The sequence below is a fragment of the Paenibacillus sp. BC26 genome, from assembly GCF_900116125.1.
Lineage (GTDB): Bacteria > Bacillota > Bacilli > Paenibacillales > Paenibacillaceae > Paenibacillus_Z > Paenibacillus_Z lignilyticus.
Map to the genome: position 1 here is coordinate 1306899 of NZ_FPAD01000001.1, position 21743 is coordinate 1328641.

A 21743-nucleotide genomic window follows, 5' to 3' on the forward strand; every position below is an offset into this window, starting at 1 on the left:
GGCATTAAGCAGCTAGTGTAAGTCAACAGACACATACCCACACGAACGCACCAGCTCCACACACGGAAATTATCCTCAGATTAGGTGGTGTCATGAAGTGAAATTGAAGTTGAAAGAGAAGAAAAATAAGATGAAAACGCAATCAGAAGAAGTCGAAGGTAAAGGGGCAAACGTGAAAGCCTTATATTCTTCCTCCATAAATGGGATCAAGAATGTGAAGCTGACGAATCCCATTAAGTCTGTCGGACTTATGTTATTCCTAATTATTTTCAGCGCGATTCTCGTCTGCGTACTGGTAGTCGGATTATTCTCCTACTCGACCTCGAAGAGCATCATCAAGAATAAAGTAGCGGATTCGAGCGCGGTAGCCATTTCCCAGTCCAAGGGCAAGCTTGATTTAATGTTTAAGAACTATGAAGCGCTGTCGATGCAGATTCTGCTCGATAAGATTGTTCAAGACAATTTGTTGAAATACGACCAAACTACTGATGACTACGAGCGTTTCGATGTAATGAAGAAACTAAGTGATTCCATTCAGTCATACATACTCGGTAACTCCACTATTGTCGGAGCTGCGATTATTCCGATTGGCAGTGATGCGGCTTCTGTAACGGTTGGATCCTCAAGCATCAGTACAGAAGATGCGAAGGATACGAAGTGGATGAAGACGATAATCGATGGCGGCGGTAAATTGATGTGGCTTCCGGCTCAAGTGAAAGGCTACAGCGGCAGTGCATCGGAGCCGACAATTGCGATGGGCCGTGTTATGAAGAACACGGTGACGAATGAAGGCAAATTTATTATGATCGTTGAGATCTATTTGAAAGAATTCTCCAAGCAGCTCGAGGATCTCAAGATCGGCGATGGCAGTGATGTCACGATTGTTGACAGCGAGAATAATTTGGTTTACACCAAAGACCTGGAGCAAATCGGCAAACCATCTCCGATTACGCTTTCTGAGAAAGAAAAGTCCGGTTCGACAACAGTAGAACTTGCCAGCGGAGAAGTGCTTGCGATGTACAACCAGTTCGCGACGGTGAATTGGAAGTTGGTTGGATCGATTCCGGTAGATGAGCTTGTTAAGGATGCGAAGCAGATCCGCAACGCAACTTATATTATTGCAGGGATCGCAGCGCTGCTTGCGATTGGTATCGGTTTGCTCGTCATCCGTATGGTTGCACTGCCGCTTGTTAGTTTGCGCAATCTGATGAACGAAGGTGAACGCGGTAACTTGACCGTTCGTTCGACGATCAATAAGAAAGACGAAATCGGTCAATTGGCTCAAAGCTTCAACCAGATGATGACGCAAATCACCGTGCTCGTCGCGCAGACGAATCAGTCCGCGCAGGATGTTCTGGCTACAGCAGGGGAGCTATCGGATGCTTCGAAGAAAACAGCGGTATCCGCTCGCGAAATCGCTGTAGCGACTGAAGAAATCGCAAACGGGGCAACGAGCCTTGCGATGGAAGCGGAGAAAGGCAGTGACCTGACTTCGGAAATCAGCCAGCAGATGCAGCAGGTGATGACGGCAAACCAGGACATGGGACAGGCTGCCGGCGAGGTAGAGAAAGCAAGTCGCCAAGGTACGGCTTACATGAACAGCTTAATCGAGAAAACCGGGATGACGGAAGAAATGACCCGCTCGATGGTGGAGAAAGTCGACCGCCTCAAAGAAAGCACGCGTTCCATTCGTAAGATTCTGGAAGTTCTCAATAATATGACGAAACAAACAAACATTTTGTCTCTGAATGCAACCATTGAAGCAGCTCGTGCAGGTGCAGCTGGCAAAGGCTTCATGGTCGTGGCTGATGAAATTCGCAAATTGGCGGATCAATCCCGTCAATCCATCGATGTTGTTGGTCAAATTACAGAGACCATTCAGAAGGAAATCGACGAAACTGTACATGTCTTGTCTGATGCCTACCCGATCTTCCAGGAGCAAATTCAATCCGTTAAAGAAGCGAACCAAATTTTCTTGACCGTTCAAGGTCAAATGGGCGACTTTGTCGGCAGCCTGAGCTCGGTTACTGATTCCATCAGCATGCTGGAGCGTTCGCAGGTGGTTCTCTCCGAAGCGATGGGTAATGTTAGCGCAGTAGCGGAAGAGTCATCCGCTACTTCCGAGGAAGTGGCATCGCTGAGCAATGAGCAAAACAGCATCAGTGAGGGACTTGTTCGCCTATCCGATAAACTCGAGACGGTATCATCCGGGCTGAAAGAAACGCTTAGCCGTTTCCGCACCTAAGAAAACAAGGAAGGCTGACATCGATTGTCCGATGTCAGCCTTTTTGCATGGGAATAACAAGAAAGAGGCGGGGGAATCCAATCCCCCGCCTCTTTACAATTTCTACTTATTATTTAATCTCGGCTTTGCGTAAAAATCATAATGTACTTGACTAGCTCAAGCAGGGAAATCAATGCTGCTGCAACATACGTTAACGCTGCGGCATTAAGGACTTTCGCTACACCGCGTTCTTCTTCATTCGTGATGAAACCTTCGGAAATCATAATTTCACGAGCGCGGCTGCTGGCATTGAACTCTACGGGCAGTGTAACGAGCTGGAAAGCTACCGCACAAGAGAAGAACAAGATACCAATTCCGATTAGCCCAGTGGCTTGAAACAGAAAACCGGCGATTAACAAGAAAGGTGCAACACCGGAAGCGAAGTTCACGACCGGGAAGATCTTATGGCGCAGCGTCAGCATCGGGTAGTGCACACTATGTTGAATGGCGTGGCCGACCTCGTGACAGGCTACAGAAACCGCTGAGATTGAATTCTCGTAGTAGACGGGCTCTGACAGCCTTACGACGCGGTGAATCGGGTCGTAGTGGTCAGAGAGCGTTCCAGGTACGGGTTCAACCGGTACATCATGCAGTCCGTTGCGATCGAGCATCATCCTTGCGGCTTGATATCCTGTGAGGCCGCTATTGATTGGAACTTCAGACCAGCGGTTAAATGTGCCGCGAACTCTAAACTGTGCCCATAACGATAAAAGGAAGGCAATAATGATTAGAAAATCCATTGGGTGAAAAAACATAAATAGTTCCCTCCATTAGTGTTGAAATCCTACATAATGCCGCCTTTGTTAATGAGAAGCATCAAGGCTTCAACGCAGGCGGCTGTTTGAGGCACCAGCCGTTTAAACACCTGCTTCGCCTGCTGGGGCTTCAATTGGTTCAGGACAGGTTCAATCTCCTGAACTTCTCGTTGCAGCTGTTCTAGATGAAGCTGGAGCTCCATAAGCCTTCCGGACACTTGCTCCTCGGTTGAAACTTTGCGCCAGCCTGCCATATTTGCCTTGATTTCATCGAGCGTATATTTGTCTTTCTTCAACTGTACTATACGTTTGAGCCGATTCAAGGTTTCATCACTATAGAGACGATAATTTTTGGCTGAGCGGCGTTCGGGTTCGATCAGACCCATTGATGTGTAGAAATCGATTGTACGTGAACTTACGCCGGCTAACTTCGATAGTTCGCCAATCCGGTGCAGCACATGTTCGGACAATGGAATCACCTCTCTCTTGGCGTTAATTCTTCTAGTACCTATGATACAGAATCTATAACCATACAGTCAAACGTAATGCTTTGACGAATTTTGTTAGTATAAAACCTGACATGAGACCTTACTACTAGGAAGGATATTCGTAATTTATAAGGGGCGTGTGACATAGGATAGGAGAGAAAAACGATCAAAACGCGAAGGATAAGGCGGTGAAAAGGCGGTTTCGGTGCTAAAATTGTGAAAAAACTTAACATTCGATTCATTTGAAGAAGCGAATGTTAGATTTTTTTCGAGAAAATGAAAAAACTGTATTGTCAAATGTGGTACTTCTGACTATAATGACATTAAGTCTTTCCTAGCATGTCAAGAAACATTACATTAGGGAGTGGTCGTAGTGGTCAAAAAGTTGATTTTATCTTTAGGTGCTCTTATGTTGTTATTTCCAGCAATGGCTTTCGCAGACGACCCGTCTGCAGGAACACTGAACATGGGGTTGAACTCGATCTGGGTTCTGGTCGCGGCAGTGTTAGTTATCTTGATGCAAGGTGGATTTATCCTTCTCGAATCCGGTTCGACACGAATGAAGAATGCCGGGCATATTGCCGGTAAAACAATCTTCACATTGGGACTTTGTACCTTGGTTTACTGGGCAGTAGGTTATGCATTTGCTTTCGGCGCAGATAACGCTGAGAATTCAATCAGTAAATTTATCGGATGGGGCAGCTACTTATTCGCTCCTGCCGTATCAGCTGCAGAAGGCGAAGCACTTCCATCCACGATCTTCTTCGTATTCCAACTGGCTTTCGCCGCAGTATCGCTTTCCATCGCATGGGGCGGTTTCGCAGAACGCGCTAAGCTTTCCGCATACCTCGTATTTACCGTATTGTTTACTGCACTCATCTATCCGGTTATCGCCCACTGGATCTGGAGCCCAACTGGCTGGTTGTTCGCTGAAGGCGCACAAGACTATGCAGGTTCCACGGTAGTTCACTTAACCGGTGCGCTTGCAGCCTTTGCGGCAACCGTACTTCTGAAGCCGCGTATCGGCCGCTTCAATAAAGACGGCTCCGCAAATGAAATTCTAGGTCATAACCAAGTATTTGGTGCTTTGTCCGTTCTTATACTATGGGTTGGCTGGTTCGGCTTTAACGCAGGTAGCGCACTTGGCGTAGGCGACGGCTTCTTCGGATACGTTGCATTCAACACCCAACTCGGCGCAGCTGGCGGCGCAGTAGCGGCGCTTCTGATTTCCTGGCTTGTAAACGGCAAAGCAGACATTCCTACAACATTGAATGGTGCGCTTGCCGGTCTCGTAGCCATCACTGCAAGCTGTGCGTTCGTAGATCCTTGGGCAGCTGTTGTAATCGGTTTGCTTGCTGGTGTACTCGTATTCTTCAGTGCTAAGTTTTTCGAGAAAATCAAAGTCGACGATCCAATCTATGCGCTTTCCGTTCACGGTGCAGCAGGGGTTTGGGGTACGCTGGCGAATGGTATCTTTGCAACGGATGAGCTTGCAACAAAGCTTAATGTAGGTAAAGGCGGTATCATCGACACAGGCAATTGGCATCAAATGTGGGTACAGCTTGAATCCGTACTCGTTTGCGGCGGCTACGTACTCGTTGTTTCCTTCGTATTGCTCGGAATCATGAAAGTCGTTATGGGTCTTCGTGTTACGGAAGAACAAGAAATTATCGGTCTTGACCTTTCCGAGCATGGTACATTCGGCTATCCGGAGCAAATGAAAAAAGCACAACAAAGCTTGTAAGCAGCAAAAACGCAGCCTGAATAAGTTGTTCGATACTGACATAGGGGTGAGCACAGCATGAGCGATCCGGTTCGTGCGAAGCTGCTTACACGCATCGGGACTACCGACGATGTGGTGACGCTGCGCGGCTTGCGGGATCAAATCCACGAGCGGATGGAAGCTCTGCACGCGAAGCAGCCGATTGAACAATTTAATACGGATCTGAATGAGGTACATGATGCGTTTATACGTCGGGCGATCTCATTATCAGAAGCGCAAATGGCACGGCTGGGGCACGGTTCCCCTCCCGTGCCTTACGCGTATTTATTGTTCGGCAGCGGAGGCAGGGCGGAACAAACGCTGTCAAGCGACCAGGACAGCGGATTGATTTACGACGATCCGAAGGAAGAATCGGAGCGGGAGCAAGTAACGGCTTATTTTCGAACCTTTGCCGACACGGTTGTCGACACGCTGCAGAAGCTCGGTTATCCGCCATGTGAAGGTGAGGTCATCAGCTCCAATCCGATCTGGTGCCAATCCCTCTCACAGTGGAAAGAGAAGCTGGACAGCTGGTTTGAAGATCCGGATTGGGAATGTGTCAGGTATCTTCTCATCGTAGCCGATAGTCGGATGATTTACGGGCAGCACCGGCTGCTGCAATTATTGAAGGATCATTATTATACCGATATGTTAAATCACCGTGTTATCGTTCGTCACATGCTTAATAATACGATGCGTCATAAGGTGCTGATTGGCGTGTTCGGCCAGCTGCTTAAAGAACAATACGGCACAGACGCCGGCAGCTTGGATCTGAAATACGGTGCCTATATTCCAATGGTCAATGCGATGCGATTATTAAGCATTCAAGCTGGTGTTCGAGAGACTTCCACGCTTGCACGTATTAATCGTTTACGCCAGTTGGAGGTCATATCGGAAGAAGACTGCATGATGTACGCGGACATTTTTCGTTTGTTCATGCGTCTTCGGCTGATGAGCACGGAGAAGCGTGAAGACGGGCTGTACATGAACAATGGGAAGCTGCCGCATGCGAAGCTAACGAAGGAATTAATCGAGGAGCTGAAATCCGGACTCAAGGGAGTAAAGAAGCTGCAACGCTTCGTTCAAAAGCAGACGACGGGAAGGCTCTAGAGCAGCGGAGGGAGAACCATGAAGGAGCAGAAAAGTGTAGGCAGGATGTGGCATTTATACAAAATGGGCGGAATTACACCGGCGATTGCTTCGATGATGGGCGCTCAAAACGCGCAGCAAATGGCTTTCATCCGCTCGATGTCGAAGGAGCAGCGCAAGGAATCGATGATGGATCAGTCCCTGCACGATATGGAGGTCGTTGTCTTCGACCTGGAGACGACCGGCTTCTATCCGACGAACGGGGATGAGATTCTTTCGGTTGGAGCCGTGCTCGTGAAAGGAGATCAACTGGTAGAAGGAGAAGGCGGAACCTTCTACAGCTTAGTGAATCCTAAACGGAAAGTGCCCAAGCATATCACGGAGCTAACCGGAATTACGAATGAAATGGCCCAGGATGCGCCGGATCTCATGCAGGTGCTTCATGATTTCATGGAGTTCGTCGGCAAAAGATTGCTGATCGCCCACGCCAGCGGCCATGACAAGCAGTTTCTCAATGCAGCGCTGTGGCGGACATCGAAAGTGAATCTGACACATCGCGTGCTGGATACGATGCTGGTGGCGAAATGGCTGGAGCCTAACCGGCTTACTTATAACTTGGACGATATGTTGACATTAAGCGGGATCGAGATTACGCAGCGGCATCATGCGCTGGAGGATTCCCTTATGACAGCCAAACTGTGGGTACATTATTTACGGCGTATGCATGATCGAAACGTCATTACGCTTGAGGACTTATATGCTTATTTGAGTCAGCATTAAAGGTGTGAAGCTGCCATTCTCTGCCCAATAAGGCTGAATGTACGGACGGTCTGCCTGTTGGAGCGAAACAATCCAATAATTGATGCCCGTTGCCGTCGTGTGCAGACCATTCCAATCCGCAGTGCTTGGGATCGGCATGGACGATGGATGGGAGTGAAAATAGCCGACAAGCGATTGTCGGTTTTTTTGCATGCCGTAATAAGCCTGAATCCATTCCTCGGGGTCGAACGCAAACCGATTAAGCGGCTGCCGCGATCCATTACGAACAGCTTGGATGCTTGTTACGGTTACGAATGGCTGCTGTGCCTGACTGGCAGTCCCGCACAATATCCCGCATGCTTCCTCCGGTAATGCTCTGCGACAGCGTTCGATAAGGAATTGATAGGCTTCGGACGTAATGAATACTTGAGCCGGAGCAGAATCGAGTTCTGCCTCGTTAGCTTGGATGATGGTGTTCTTCATACAATGCCTCTTTTCATATCGAAGGTCATTGTTTCATTATATCGTTTCCGATCCTCGGAAAACAGTGAGCGGCATTAAGCATCTCCGGCTGTCTTAGGCGGATGGACCATAAAAATAATGATGAGTAAAGCGCCGAATGAAAGTGCGGCTACAACGCTGTACAGCAGCGTATCGGAACGTTTGGCCATCCAGCCGAATAAAGGGGGTCCAAAGGCGACTCCGAAGAATCGTAAGCTGCTGTAGAGCGAAGTGACCATGCCTCGATGCTCGCGATCTACAGAACCGGTGATGAGCGTGTTCAGACATGGAAGCAAGAGGCCGGTGCCGGCGCTGCTGAGCGCCGCGAAGCCGATTAACGCATATACGCTGTTGTGGATGAAAGCAGCAGCTGCCAATGCCGAGCCCATCACAGCTAACCCGATGATCATAAGCCGTCGCATGAGAGCACCGTTGTTTTTGATTTTGCGGCCGGTCACGTATGCGGTTATAACCAAGAAGAGGAGCGGGATCGCAAGAACGCCGCCCTTAGCCACACCGTCGATATTATAGGGAGCTTCTTCTAATACGTCAGATAGCCGGAAGAGGACACCGAACAGAATAAAAAGCCCCAGGGAACCGGAAACGAATGCGGAAATGAGCCAGCGTCCTTTCTCCTTGAAGACTTTTGCGATACCCGCAATATACTGCTTAACCGGTGTTTTCTCTTTTTTTTCATTGGGCGGTTCTTTAATCAAGAACATCATGGCGAAGAACGACCCTGCACAAAATAATGGAAAAGCAAACAATGGAGCATACCAAGCCATTAAGGCGAGTAGAGAGCCGATAATCGGACTTACGACCTTGCCTGCGCCGTTCGAAGCTTCTATGAGGCCTAAAGCTTCGCTTTCACTGCCGTCCTTGTACATGTCCCCTACCAGAGCCATCGCAATCGGGGAAGTGCCGGCAGCGCCGATTCCTTGAAGCGCGCGTGCCGTAATGAGAAGCCAATAGGCATGCGTAACCGCTCCGATGCCCGCTACTATACCGGCTATTCCATAGAGTGCAAGAGAGGGTAGGATAACGGCTTTACGCGTGAAGCGATCGGATAAGTATCCTGAGATTGGGATGATAAGACCGGCTGCAACCGAAAACAACGTAATGACCAGACTGGCTTGAAATCCTGAAATGCCAAGCTCCTTCTCCATATCCGGCAAAATCGGGACGAGCATGGAGTTACCCAATACAAGCACGAGCGGCACAGTAGCGAGCGCGCAGTATTGAAACCATTTTCCTTTGCCCTGTTCATCTTGATTAGCCTTGTTCTTGCTGCCGCTGCTCGCTCCGCTTGTGCGCAGCCTGCCCGGTTTCCCTTGGGTCCAACCGGATTTTGTTGCTTGCTTCATTAGAACAGCTCCCATGGCGAAATTGTGTCATCTCGACGGTAATGTTCCCACGAACTTGAGCATCCATTCCCAAGCGTGGTAACATGTAGGGAGGTTGTCCGAAACAGATATCGCATATAAGAAAGAAGGCGCAAGGATGAAACGTTCGATTGTACTGATCGTCATCGTGCTGGTGTTGGCCGGTGCCGCAGTCTACCAAAATAAAGGAAAACATAACGAAGCGCTTGCCGCTTCAGGCGATATGCTGCCCAAACCGGGTTATACGGCTCCCACGCTGGAGCTTCCGAACTTGACGGACCAAGCAACCGCGATCGGCGGTAAACGCGAGAAGCTGCTGATGGTGAATTTCTGGGCTTCATGGTGCTGGCCTTGCGAGATGGAGGCGCCGGATATGCAGGCACTTTCGGAGAAGTATGGCGATAAGCTGGAGCTTTACGGCATCAATGCAACAAGCCTGGATAAAGAGCGTCAGGCAAGGGAATTCGTCACGGAGCAGAAGCTGAAATTCCCTATCCTGATGGATCGGGACGGCAAAGCGACTGACTTGTACAAAGTGAACACGTTCCCTACCACGCTCTTGATCGACAGCAATGGGATTGTAAGAGAGCGGATAGGCGGGGTCATCTCTAAGAGCAAATGGGAAGCGATCATCGACAAGTGGATTGACGTTCAAGAAGAGCAGCATACAGGCACATAACCACCATTCCAGCGTAAAATAAAGAACGCCGTATCAGCCTATTATGGCGGATACGGCGTTCTTGCCGTTTAGTGATTAACCAATCCGAACTGTTCGCGAGGTTCATCCATGGCATTATCAATCTTGGACATATTGAGCAGCGCGTAACGGATGCTGTCGACCAGCGCTTCCCAGCTCGCTTCAATAACGTTATTCGAGACGCCGACCGTGTTCCAAGTGTTCTTGAAGTCCGTGGATTCCATTAACACGCGGACTTTAGCCGCCGTTGCGTCCTTCTCATCGATGACCCGAACTTTGTAATCGGAGAGGTGGAAGTCATTAATGCTTGGATAGAACTGCTCCAGTGATTTGCGAAGCGCGTTATTCAATGCATTAACAGGACCATTGCCTTCAGCCGCCATGTATACGGTTTGGCCTTCGACATTTACTTTAACGATCGCTTCGGCGTTCATGTTATTGCCGTTTGTTTTCTCGACGATCATTTTGAGTGATTCCAGCTTGAAAATTTCTTTCATTTCGCCGAAGGCATCGCGCAGCAGCAGCTCGAGCGATGCATCCGCACCTTCGAATTGGTAGCCTTGATGCTCAAGGTCTTTGATTCGTTCCATAATTTGTTTGGTCTTGTCGTTATTCGCATTGATATCAAGTCCGAGCTCTTGCGCTTTGGAGATGATATTGCTTTGACCGGCAAGCTCAGAGACGAGTACGCGCTGCTTATTGCCGACCAGCTCGGGACGGATATGCTCGTACGTCTTCGAGTCCTTCATAATGGCGGAAACGTGGATGCCGCCTTTATGTGCGAAAGCTGCGTTTCCGACATAAGGCTGCGCAACAGGCATGTGGACATTCGCGATCTCGCTGATATAGCGGGCTGTTTTCGTAAGCGATTGAAGCTGATCATCACTCACGCAGCGATAGTTCATTTTGATTTGAAGATTCGGAATGATCGAGCATAGATTCGCGTTGCCGCAGCGCTCGCCGTAACCGTTGATCGTTCCTTGCACTTGCCGGGCACCGGCTTGTACGGCAGCTAAAGTGTTCGCTACGGCAAGCTCGCAGTCGTTGTGCGTATGAATACCGATCGGCGCGTTAAGCTCCATTCGGATACGTGTTACGATGTCATGTACTTCGGACGGCAATGTACCGCCATTCGTGTCGCAAAGCACGATCCAGTCTGCACCGGCATCTTGCGCTTTACGCAGGACAGAGAGTGCATATTCAGGGTTATGCTTGTACCCATCAAAGAAATGCTCCGCATCGAAGATCGCTTCAACGTCATTGCGTTTAAGGAAGGCAAAGGAATCGTAGATCATTGCCAAATTCTCTTCAAGCGTCGTCTGCAGAGCGGTATGTACATGGAAATCCCATGACTTGCCGACCAGCGTGGCCGCAGGAACACCGGACTCGACAATTCGCAGCAGGCTGCTGTCTTGCTCTGCCAGTGAATTTTTGCGTCTTGTGCTGCCGAACGCGGTGATCTTAGCTCCCAGCTTCAAATGCTTGACACGTTGAAAGAACTCGATATCCTTGCTGTTGCTGCCTGGATTTCCGCCTTCAATATAATGAACGCCAAGTAAATCAAGCTTCTGGGCAATTTTTATTTTGTCGTCTGCGGAGAGGCTGATTCCTTCGCCTTGCGTGCCATCTCTCAGCGTAGTGTCGAAAATGGAGATTGTGTTTGCCATCATTTGCAGAAGCCCCCTTCACTACTAATCCTATGCGTAGTCATAATTTTTTATTATAGCATTACTTGTGCGGTGCGTAAATGTTAGGTTAACGCGCCCGTTATGCCGCAAGTTGACTGCCTCTATCGGCAATTGTATGCTGAGACTAGAAGCATTTTCTGCGGAATAGGAGGAAGTCGGTCATGCCCACGGATCATCAGAAACCAGCTGCCAAGAACCGCATTATTTTGCACCTGGACATGAATGCATTCTATTGCTCCGTGCATGAAGCGGAAGAACCGCATCTATATAAAGGAAAGCCAACAGCGGTCGCCGGCAGCGTGGAGCTGCGCAAAGGCATTATCGTCACTTCCTCCTATGCGGCCCGCAAGCAAGGGGTCAAGACGGGGATGACGGTACGCGAAGGGATGCGGCGCTGCCCGGATTTGATACTCATTCGCCCTGACTTTGATCTGTACCGGACCTATTCTCGCGGGTTTATGTCGATTGCCCGGCAGTACACACCATTAGTTGAAGCGATGTCTATCGATGAATGCTATATGGATATAACGGGCTCATCCGCATTTGGTGAACCGCTGGAGATTGCGCACGCCATTCAGGAACGGATTCGCAGCGAATGGAACCTTCCATGCTCGATAGGTGTAGCGCCGAATAAGCTGCTGGCGAAGATGGCCTCCGATATGCAGAAGCCGAACGGGTTCACCGTGCTCCGAATTCGTGATGTGCCGAAGCTGCTGTGGGATAAACCCTGTGACTCGCTGTTCGGTATCGGACGGAAGACGGCCGACAAACTCACGAAACTGAATATACGAACAATCGGGCAATTGGCAGAAGCCGACGAAGTCATGCTGACGAAACATTTCGGCGTACTCGGTACATGGATGAAGTCGGCATCCTACGGATATGATCATTCACCGGTCAATGCGGCCAGAGAACGGAACAAATCCGTCGGACATACGACGACATTGCCTAAAGACGTGAAAGACCGCCCGGAAGTGCATCGAATACTGCTGAATCTGGCTGATCAAACCGGCCGCAGAATGCGTCATCAGAAAATGATGGCCTCCACTGTACAGATCGTCATCCGCAAACCGGATATGACAACGGTAAGCAGATCGATTACACTTCCAGTTCCAACCGATTCCGCAGCAGATATTCATAAGGAAGCTTGTAAACTATTCGATAAACACTGGCCGCTCGGCGAGCCTGTAAGACTTCTGGGAATTACGCTGCAGAATCTATCATTGCAGGTTGAAACGGCGGTTCAGCTAGACTTGTTCGAATATAAAGAACAGCCTAAGAAAGCCGCTTTAACGAAGGCTATGGATATGCTTCGCGATAAGTTTGGCGAGGATGCGGTGCTTACAGCGGGCATGCTGGGAGACGACCCGTCGGCATTAATTCGCAACAAACGAATTAGGGGGACATCCTTGCAAACAGACGAGCATATGTTATATAGTGATGAGTGAGGGTTGTTCGCTAAAAAACCACACAATCGTAAGTTTCTTGGCTTACAATTAATAGGAGGGAATACGATGTCGAAGTTTACTTGGGTTGAAAAAGATACGTGCATTGCTTGCGGAGCATGCGGAGCAACGGCACCGGACATTTATGACTACGACGATGAAGGTCTAGCAGAGGTTATTTTCGGCAGCGACGGTAACCACGGCAACACAGAAATCCCATCGGATCTATATGATGATTTGCAAGACGCGGCAGACGGCTGCCCGACGGATTCCATCAAAATCGCAGACGCTCCTTTTAATAACTAATTCGGCTAAATAGGATTGAAGAATAATCCCATTTCTTGTTTCGACAAGAGGTGGGATTTTTCTTGTTGTTTCGACATGTTTATATTGCCTTCTCTTCTGGAAGTGAACTAGAATAGAAGGAAGATTACTAGGAAAAATTTACTGATTTTCGGGGAACTAGGGGGAAAATATGCTTAGGCGAAAGTGGTTGATTACAACAGCCCTCGGGCTGTTGATCTGTTTGTTCTGGTCGTTTCTAAGCAGTTTGGGAACTGGAGGCACACTGGGACTGGTAGAGTCCGTTTTACAAGATAAGATCATGCAGAAGGCAGATGCGGATCGTGCACCGAATGTGAACATTAAACTCATCAAAATCGACCAAGCCTCGCTCGACAATTTAGGGCAATTCCCCTGGGATCGCGGACTCTATGCACAGCTTATCTCGATGCTGGCGGACGCAGGCGCCAAAGCGATCGCGCTGGACGTCGTGCTGGCAGAGCCGGGGAATGATCCGGAGAGCGATAAGCTGATGGCGGAAACGATGAAGAAGTACCCCAATGTCATCTTACCTGTCGTCTTTAACTTCAAGGCCCGACAAGATGAAGCCGGCGAACTGGAGACGGAATCGATTTCCTATCCTGCCGAGACGATTGAAGCAGGGCCGGATCAATTAGGACATATCAATGTACTGCAGGATAAAGACGGTACTGTCCGTAAGCTGACGATCGGACTGAAAGATGATACAGCTCAAGTAATTCCGGCTTTCAGCGTGAAGCTGGCTAATTATTTACTGGATCAAGAGCATCAAATCGCGTGGAATGAGGAGAAGCAGGGCTGGTACCGCGGAGAGCAGTGGATTCCGGCTGACAGCCGCAATCAGATTGCCACGGAGTTCTACACGGAGCCTCGCGAAGAGATGAGCCTTGCAACAGGATATGATTCGCAATCCTTCTTCGACGTGCTGTCAGGAAACATTCCCGCGGATTACTATCAAGGCGATGTTGTTCTGATCGGACCTTACGCACCCGGCCTGCAGGACGAGTATTTTACTCCGCTCAGCACGACGCTGAAGATGTACGGGGTTGAGATTCATGCGAACATGATTCAATCGCTGGTTGCCGGGAAATTCTCGACCAAAGCAAGTCCCATGGTGAACTACGCTTTGATTTTTCTACTGACATTCCTTTCTACGATTCTGTTTGAACGGTTTACCGGCAATAAAGCGTTCGCGGTATACGGAGTGCTTGCAGCCGTATTTATATTGGTGTGGATCGAGCTCTATCAGCTTAAATCATTATTTATTACCTTTACATATCCGTTCTTGGCCTTAACTACGGTCTTCATATGGTCCGTCGTCAGCCATTATCTTGCGGAACGACGCGAGCGCAGCCGGGTTACGAATATATTCGGCCGGTTCGTACCGAGAACGGTCGTGGATGAAATGCTTGCTTCCGGCGAGGAAGTGACGGTAGGCGGTCAACGCCGCGACATCAGCGTTATATTCGTCGACATTCGCGGCTTTACTCCGATGTCAGAGAAGCTGGAGCCGGAGCAGGTCATTCAAGTGCTAAATGAATATTTGGATATTTGTACGAAGGCTGTGTTCAAGTGGAACGGCACGCTCGATAAATTCATCGGCGATGGTGTCATGGCAATCTTCGGAGCACCGATTACGCAACCCAACCATCCTGAGCTCGCCGTATGTGCGGCACTGGAGATGAAACGCCAATCAGCGGAGCTCGAGGAACGATGTCTGCGAGAGATCGGCGTGCCCGTTCGTTTCGGCGTCGGCGTGAACAGCGGCCCTGCCGTCGTCGGCAACATCGGCTCTCAGATGCTTCGGCTTGATTATACGGCGATAGGCGACACCGTCAATTTGGCGGCGCGGTTGGAGTCGAATGCGAAGCCAGGGCAAATTCTGATCAGTGAAGAAACACTCGCTCGGGTAAAAGGGAAGTTCATTACGCAATCCATCGGCGAAGTGAAGGTGAAAGGGAAAGAGCGGCCTGTCCTGGTTACGGAAGTGTTAGGCGAGGCCGAGGAACATACGCAGACGGAAACAACGATTAAGGAAGCGATCATGAATGATCAGCTGAAAGGGAGAGTAGGAACATGATCAGCACAAACAACCGCAGGCTGCTCGCGATGTTATGCTTGCTGCTCGCGATCGGGCCGGCATCTTTTTTTGCGGGTGCAGGCAAAGCCTCGGCTCAAGTGATGCGCGTTGCCATTGTCGATTCGATGAAAGGTTCCGTTACGGTTCTTAAATCAGGCGGAGCCAAACCGTTCGCGGCATTTAAAAACATGAGTTTAAATGAAGGCGACCAGATTGCCACAAGTAAAGACGGTAGTGTGGTACTCCAGCTGGCGAGCGATGATGCGGACAAGGACAGCGTTACGATCGGTCCCAGCTCACAAGTTACGTTCACGAAACTAAAGGAATCCAGCGGTACCAAAACCAAGATGAGCGTGTGGGCGGGCTCGCTGTGGGTGAAGGTGAAATCCGTATCGAATGCGAATGATCAATTCGAAGTGGAAACGCCAACCTCCATCATGGGCGTTCGCGGCACGCAGTTCTATGTCGGCGTCAATCCGAGAACGGGGCTGACGAGCGTTTTCTTGGCAGCGGGAGTAATTGAGGCTATTACCGGCGGTATTCGTCTTGAGACCGACGGAACACCGGCGAAGGATAACACGGTTACGTTGTACCCGTCGGAGCAGCTTGATGAAGCCAACAACGCAGACGGACAAGGGCTGACGACTTCCGTTTCGATTATGGATATTACCAACTTCATTAATGGAGCATCTCCGGACATCATCAAAGCTATCTTGGCGGACGCAGCTAACATTCGCAAGGAACAAGATGAAATGCTGCAGAAAGCCAAAGACAGTCTGGGCGAAGCCGCGAGCAAGGATAATTTCGGCGGGACGATTAATTCGGAAGAGGATCTGGAGGCTGCGGCCAATAATCTGACGAACCTCCTGTCGCTCATAGCTCGCGAAGCGTTGGAACAGCAAAAGATCGATCAGTCCCAAATCGATCAAATCAATAAGGATGCCAAAGAGAAGCTGCTGGATCTCGACACGGTTGCCGAACTGAAACTCTCGGAAGCGGATAAGCTGAAGCAGAAAGCAGCCGAAGAGCTAAAGGAGAAGCAGAAGAAGCTGGGCGAATCCAAAGAGAAGCAGCTTCAAGAGCAGAAGGATAAATTGGCAGAGGCCGTAAAGAAGGCACGAGAAAAGCAGGCTAAGATCGCAGAAGAGAATAGGAAAGCCTTGGAAGAGTTCACGAAGAAGCTGGAGCAGCTCTACTTCGAGAAATTGACGAAAGCCGAACAGGATAAGTTTAATGCCAATCGCGAAGAAATCGAGAAACCGCCCATCAAAGAAGATAGCTCAAGCGGCGGTAATAGCGGGACTATAACACCGAATGCACTTGCCAGCTTGAAATTCAGCCAAGTAGGCTATGCTACCTCGCCGCTCATTATTTCAGGTCCTACAGGAGCAGTCGATCTTGAAGTCGAGTTCAGCGGTTTTAGCGATTCACGTAAAATCAATGGTTATCAAATCGAGATCGAGTACGATGCATGGACAGCCGCTTTCGATACGAGCAGCTTTGATGGCGTATCCACTTCGCTGAATTACCGTTCAGGCGGCGGAGGCTTCGTAGTGGAGCCTGATGGACAGCATGTAACCGGCGCTAACAGTGTAGACGACTACCGGATCGTGGAAGGCGAAACTAGCAATACGTTAGTTTATACGGTTGCGAAATTCGCAGGGGATTCGGTTCAAATCACGAATGCTGCATCGGTCGTGAAGCTGCCGTTCTTGGTCAGAGCGATACTGCCTGCTAATGAAGAGATTGGTCCGGATACAATGGCAGCACCGGTTCATTTTCGGATCAAGTCCATTACTGCCGTAGATGCTGCCGGTGCTCCGGTGGCAACGGTTAAAGGGCCGGAGCTGACGCTTCAAGTTAAACCCGCCAAAAATTGACGTAAGGGGAAAAGCATCTCATGATCAATAAACAGAAAACAGCCGCGTTGACACTTGCAGCGGCTGTACTGCTTGGTTCGTTCAGCGGCAGCGTGCATGCTGCTTCATCCACATCCGCCGCTGCTGCGGCCGATTCCGTGCTCAGAAACAAACCGCTTTATGAAGTCTATACGGCAGCAGGCACCGGCGTTTCTGAATTGACAAACGGCAAATCCGCTGCTGCAGCATTTCGTGAACCGACCTCGCTGCTGTATGACTCCGGCGCGGATGCCTTCTTGGTGGCAGATTCCCGTAATCAGAATTTGCGCGTTGTAACTCCTTCGCAGACAGCAACAGCAGCCGGGATTTACATCGGAGACGACGAGCTTAACTCGCCGATTGGAAGCTTGCTTGATGGTTCCGCTGCGGAAGCTGCATTTAATCGTCCGTCCGGTTTAGCTGAAGATGCGAGCGGTGCCGTATATGTTGCGGATGCAGAGAACAATGCAATCCGCAAAATTACGAATGAAGGTAAAGTAATCACGATTGCCGGTAATGGGGTAATGGGTTCGGCTGATGGCAGTGGTGAAGCAGCTCGCTTCTATCATCCGCTGGATGTAGCCGTTTCGGGTAATGGGGTCATTTATGTAGCTGATACGCTAAATCATGTCATTCGCCAGATCAAAGCAGGTAAAGTGACGACGTTGAACGCGGCTTCTACGCGTATTGTCGAGTATTTCCCCGGTGTCGTTGAAGGAGTCGGCGATTATGAGGACGGCCCGCTCAGTCAAGCGAAGTTTAATGAACCAAGCGGCCTTGCTTTAGATGCGAAAGGCAATTTATATGTAAGCGATACAGGCAATAATCGCATTCGTTATATTGATTTCAAAACACAGACGGTTACGACCGTTGCAGGCGGCGTAACCGGAACTGCAATCAACTACCAAACCAACGATCCTTACAGTGCAGGGGGATATGCGGATGGAAATGCAGCCAGTGCGAAGTTCCAAACACCCCGTGGTTTGGCCGTTACGCCGGAAGGCGGCGTGCTGATTGCGGATTCGCTTAATCATGTTATCCGGTATTTGTATAAAGGCATGGTATCCACAATTGCAGGTACACCCGGAGAAGAAGGCAGAACCAGCGGAGTTGCGGGAAATGCGACGCTAAATCGGCCGACCGATGTTGCCTTGATGGAAAACGGCGCATTCGCAATTGCCGATGCAGGCAGTAATACGATTCGAGTTGTGATCCCCTATACGGTTCCGGGGCAGTTGAAAGCGGATGGACGCATCCATTTGCTGTATCATCAGAACGTGCTGGATGCCGATGTAGCACCGATCATTAAGGCCGGTACAACGTTCGTACCGCTTAGAGTGTTGACGGAGAAGCTTGGTTTCAAAGTGAAATATGCAGGTGGATCGGCCGTTCTGGAGCACAATGGTGTCAGCTATACGGTAAAGAGCGGTTCAGCTCAAATCATGAAGAAGCTTTCGAGCGGGGCGACTGAAACATTGACGCTTCGTTCAGCAACGTTCACGTCAGACAGCAGATTGTTCCTGCCGGTCCGTTTCTTCGCGGAGGAGCTTGGACTTGATGTCCAGTGGTTATCCGATACCCGGGCAGTCCTGCTGCGCAATAAGAAGTTCTAAAGGACGAACATTAAAATTTTCACAAAAAAGCTGTACGGTGCAAACCGTACAGTTTTTTTTGCCGATATAGTAGCTACAACAATGCGAAGAATCGGAGGTTCAGTTTCATGTTTGAGGATCAGAATGATAAATCTTATTTGAAGCGCTACGTACAGAACCATCCTACCAATCGAATGGCATGGTATCTGCTTGGCAAACAATATATGGAAGAAGGCAAGGAAGCAAAAGCCAACTACTGTTTTCTGCAGTCCGGCAGCGTGTATGAAGCCTATGAACGCAAACAGCATGAGCTGGCTCATGATCCGAGTGTGATCCTCGAGCAGTGGAACAAGAAGCGAAGGATTAGCCGGCTCTTGATCCGCATCTCCGTTGCTTCCGTAGTCTTTCTCGGGATTATACTGGCAGCACCCTTCGGTATGGCCAAGGATGAGGCAGAGCAGGATAGCAGCAAGGAAACCGTCCAAGTGAAGTCGCCGGCAGCTGCGAAGAATGGGCTTAGAGTGGCCTTCATTAAACCGGCAAGGGAGAAAACATTAGGAAATGCACTGGGGGCTCTATTAACAGGCGAAGGGAATGCATCGCAAACAGGATTAGCCGTCATGCTGCAGCAGGACGGGAAATGGCGCAAATGGACCGGGGAGACTCGCATTTTGGCTGAGGCGAAGCGGGATGGGAAAGCGGAGGCGGCCGCGGTCCGACTCCTTGATGGTCAAACTTGCGATTGTCAGCCGGGAAACGCATCCTCGGCCTTCAAAGCTTATAGCGAGTGGAGCCGCGAGCAGGAAATGCGCTGGACGCTGGCAAGTGCGATTGCACACTATCACGATCGAACGAAGTCTTGGCCTACCGGCATGGATGATCTGACGCGTTCGTACCCGAATAATGTCCTGTCAGGAACATCCCCGCAGATGAAGAAGCTGTTTCCTGAGTTGCTGCAGGCAGCGAAGGAACGAAGAGCCGGCAAACCCTCAAGTGGAGATGATGATTCGCATGCAGGCAAAGCAGAAGGCGAAAGCTCCGATTCCACTTCTGCCTCCCAATCCACCGCAGCGAATACGTCGGAGTCGAAGCTCTCCGAAGAACCTTTATCGATTATTGTAGATAAGGACAGCCATCAGCTAGCCGTCGTCTCCGGTGATGTTATTGTTCGCAGCTATACGGTAGGCCTTGGCGGTAAGAAAACACCGTCAGGTCAGTTCTTCATCAGCGAGAAGGTGAAAAATCCGAACGGCCGGGATGACGGCGAATTCGGAAGCCGCGGCATGACGCTCTCCAATACCCTATACGCGATTCATGGTACGGATGAACCGGATAGCATCGGGAAGGATGAGTCACATGGGTGCGTGCGGATGAACAAGAAGGATTTGGAGGAGTTGTATGATCTGGTGCCGCTCGGAACAAAGGTAGAAATAAAAAACGATGTCCTCCCCGGCGCTGCGACTCCGGCTGCTGAGCGTTTCCGCTTGAAGCCGGTGCAGGACGAGACGAACACCGCTGTTGTTTATCGTTGGTTAACCTAATGCGAGATGCTATTTATTATCAAGAATTAGCAGCACAGCCATCACGATGACGACAACGCTGAAAATTGATCCAATCCAAATGAGCGCCTTCTTATTGATTTGTTCCTTGGGCTTGCTCTTCATAATTGGGGGTCTCTTCTTGGCTTGGCTCACGTGGATCAACCTTTCTTTTACTATAAGTGGGTTTGTACCCTTATTGTAATCGTTTTCTTGCTTGGATACAACTACTCTGCCGCATGTAAATAGGGGGCTTGCACGCAGGAAAGCCGCGGCAGGCTCTTTCTTTTTCCCTTCCAACACGTTAAACTGTTCGGTAGAGCTAACACGAAGAACGGAGTGAGTTACGTTGTTGTATTCAAAATTGGCCAAGCCTTATTTCTTCCGAATGGACCCCGAGAAAGCCCATCATATGGTCATCGATGGCCTGCATTCCGCAAGCCGAGTACCTGGAATACCGGCTCTGATGCGTGCGATGTACGGTGTGCCGGAAGCGAAGGAGCTTGAAGTCGATCTGTTTGGCCTCCATTTTGCCCATCCGATCGGACTTGCGGCAGGACTGGATAAGAATGCAAAGGCTGTCGATATGTTTGCCAATATCGGCTTCGGATTTGCAGAGGTAGGTACAGTTACACCTAAAGGGCAGATCGGCAATGATCTCCCGCGATTGTTCCGGTTACCTTCCGATGAAGCGCTCATTAACCGAATGGGCTTTAATAATGAAGGTGCGGCTGCGATGGCAGCAAGACTGGCACAGGATACGAACAGACGTATACCGATAGCCGTCAACATAGGAAAAAACAAAACAACACCGAACGAACTCGCTCACGAGGATTACCGTGCTTGCTTGCAAGCCTTATATACATACGGCGACTTCTTTGTCGTCAACATCAGTTCGCCGAACACCCCGGATTTACGCGCGCTGCAGCATGGTGATGAATTGAGACTTCTATTGTCGACCGTAATGGAAGAAATGGCTGTTCAAGCGAAGAAGAACGGCGGTACCCGCAAGGCGGTTTTGGTCAAAATCGCACCGGATATGACGGACGAGCAGCTCGGCTATACAGTCGATACGATTAAAGCGAGCGGCGTTAACGGTATTATAGCTACTAATACGACAATCAGCCGAGATGGCCTGCAGCATGCGAATGCTAAAGAAACGGGCGGCTTAAGCGGAAAGCCGCTGAAGGACCGATCAACGGAGGTCATTCGCGAGGTATATCGACAAACAGGCGGCAAACTGCCTATTATTGGATCAGGCGGCATCTTTACCGCGGCAGATGCATACGATAAAATTCGCGCAGGTGCAAGTCTTGTTGAAATCTACACGGCACTCATCTATCGAGGGCCGGAATTGCTGCGCGAACTTGCGGACGGGCTGAAAGATGCCTTGCGCAGAGATGGATTTAAGTCGATTATTGAAGCAGTAGGAGCAGATCATCGGTCTTAGACAGGAGGCGGCCG

Annotated in this window: 17 protein-coding genes; 12 read left to right on the forward strand and 5 right to left on the reverse strand. The window is 49.8% G+C overall.

Annotated features, from left to right (window positions below; genetic code table 11):
• Positions 1 to 97: 97 nt before the first annotated feature.
• Entirely contained in the window at positions 98 to 2245 is a 2148-nt protein-coding gene (locus BM412_RS05480; RefSeq protein ID WP_256256134.1) for a methyl-accepting chemotaxis protein, read from the forward strand.
• A gap of 113 nt (positions 2246 to 2358) precedes the next feature.
• Here BM412_RS05480 and BM412_RS05485 read toward each other — a convergent pair whose 3' ends face one another.
• Together BM412_RS05485 and BM412_RS05490 are read right to left on the reverse strand one after the other, a co-directional pair.
• Positions 2359 to 3039, reverse strand: coding sequence for a zinc metallopeptidase (locus BM412_RS05485; RefSeq protein WP_091214940.1), 681 nt, complete (start codon positions 3037 to 3039; stop codon positions 2359 to 2361).
• 29 nt (positions 3040 to 3068) lie between these two features.
• Positions 3069 to 3509: a MerR family transcriptional regulator gene (locus BM412_RS05490; protein WP_210654737.1), complete on the reverse strand. Its 441-nt coding sequence runs from the start codon at positions 3507 to 3509 to the stop codon at positions 3069 to 3071.
• 427 nt (positions 3510 to 3936) lie between these two features.
• Between BM412_RS05490 and BM412_RS05495 the strand changes: the two genes are divergently transcribed.
• From BM412_RS05495 to BM412_RS05505, 3 genes are read left to right on the forward strand one after another with little or no spacing between them, the layout of a single operon-like run.
• A complete protein-coding gene (locus BM412_RS05495) occupies positions 3937 to 5271 on the forward strand; it encodes an ammonium transporter (protein ID WP_256256135.1) in 1335 nt (444 codons plus the stop codon).
• Between the two features lie 57 nt (positions 5272 to 5328).
• Positions 5329 to 6399, forward strand: coding sequence for a DUF294 nucleotidyltransferase-like domain-containing protein (locus BM412_RS05500; protein ID WP_091214947.1), 1071 nt, complete (start codon positions 5329 to 5331; stop codon positions 6397 to 6399).
• Positions 6400 to 6417: 18 nt separating this feature from the next.
• Entirely contained in the window at positions 6418 to 7158 is a 741-nt protein-coding gene (locus BM412_RS05505) for an exonuclease domain-containing protein (RefSeq protein WP_091214949.1), read from the forward strand.
• On the opposite strand, the gene BM412_RS05510 is transcribed toward BM412_RS05505, so the two are convergent.
• Together BM412_RS05510 and BM412_RS05515 are read right to left on the reverse strand one after the other, a co-directional pair.
• On the reverse strand, positions 7132 to 7620 hold the full coding sequence (locus BM412_RS05510) for a M67 family metallopeptidase (protein WP_091214951.1): 489 nt from the start codon (positions 7618 to 7620) through the stop codon (positions 7132 to 7134). The two genes, BM412_RS05505 and BM412_RS05510, sit on opposite strands and share 27 nt — an antisense overlap.
• Positions 7621 to 7694: 74 nt before the next feature.
• Complete coding sequence (locus BM412_RS05515) at positions 7695 to 9002, reverse strand: MFS transporter (RefSeq protein WP_091214954.1); 1308 nt, start codon at positions 9000 to 9002, stop codon at positions 7695 to 7697.
• Positions 9003 to 9138: 136 nt separating this feature from the next.
• Between BM412_RS05515 and BM412_RS05520 the strand changes: the two genes are divergently transcribed.
• Complete coding sequence (locus BM412_RS05520; RefSeq protein ID WP_091220214.1) at positions 9139 to 9699, forward strand: TlpA family protein disulfide reductase; 561 nt, start codon at positions 9139 to 9141, stop codon at positions 9697 to 9699.
• 68 nt (positions 9700 to 9767) lie between these two features.
• Here BM412_RS05520 and cimA read toward each other — a convergent pair whose 3' ends face one another.
• Positions 9768 to 11384 carry a citramalate synthase gene (gene cimA, locus BM412_RS05525; protein WP_091220217.1) on the reverse strand — a complete coding sequence of 539 codons (1617 nt, stop codon included), beginning with the start codon at positions 11382 to 11384 and terminating at the stop codon, positions 9768 to 9770.
• A gap of 182 nt (positions 11385 to 11566) precedes the next feature.
• On the opposite strand from cimA, the gene BM412_RS05530 reads away from it, so the two are divergent.
• The 7 genes from BM412_RS05530 (at position 11567) to BM412_RS05565 (ending at position 21729) form a co-directional block, all read left to right on the forward strand.
• Positions 11567 to 12853 (forward strand): DNA polymerase IV, encoded by a 1287-nt coding sequence (locus tag BM412_RS05530; RefSeq protein WP_091214957.1) that lies wholly within the window; start codon positions 11567 to 11569, stop codon positions 12851 to 12853.
• A gap of 66 nt (positions 12854 to 12919) precedes the next feature.
• Positions 12920 to 13156 carry a ferredoxin gene (locus BM412_RS05535; RefSeq protein ID WP_091214960.1) on the forward strand — a complete coding sequence of 79 codons (237 nt, stop codon included), beginning with the start codon at positions 12920 to 12922 and terminating at the stop codon, positions 13154 to 13156.
• A 187-nt stretch (positions 13157 to 13343) separates the two neighbouring features.
• A complete protein-coding gene (locus BM412_RS05540; protein WP_177245669.1) occupies positions 13344 to 15251 on the forward strand; it encodes a CHASE2 domain-containing protein in 1908 nt (635 codons plus the stop codon).
• A complete protein-coding gene (locus tag BM412_RS05545) occupies positions 15248 to 17131 on the forward strand; it encodes a FecR family protein (protein WP_091215013.1) in 1884 nt (627 codons plus the stop codon). The genes BM412_RS05540 and BM412_RS05545 overlap by 4 nt, the downstream gene beginning before the upstream one ends.
• A 20-nt stretch (positions 17132 to 17151) precedes the next feature.
• On the forward strand, positions 17152 to 18762 hold the full coding sequence (locus tag BM412_RS05550; RefSeq protein WP_091215016.1) for a stalk domain-containing protein: 1611 nt from the start codon (positions 17152 to 17154) through the stop codon (positions 18760 to 18762).
• Positions 18763 to 18869: 107 nt separating this feature from the next.
• The gene (locus BM412_RS05555) at positions 18870 to 20282 is read left to right on the forward strand and encodes a L,D-transpeptidase (RefSeq protein WP_091215019.1); all 1413 of its coding nucleotides are present in this window, start codon (positions 18870 to 18872) and stop codon (positions 20280 to 20282) included.
• A gap of 346 nt (positions 20283 to 20628) precedes the next feature.
• A complete protein-coding gene (locus BM412_RS05565; RefSeq protein WP_091215025.1) occupies positions 20629 to 21729 on the forward strand; it encodes a quinone-dependent dihydroorotate dehydrogenase in 1101 nt (366 codons plus the stop codon).
• Positions 21730 to 21743 lie beyond the last annotated feature (14 nt).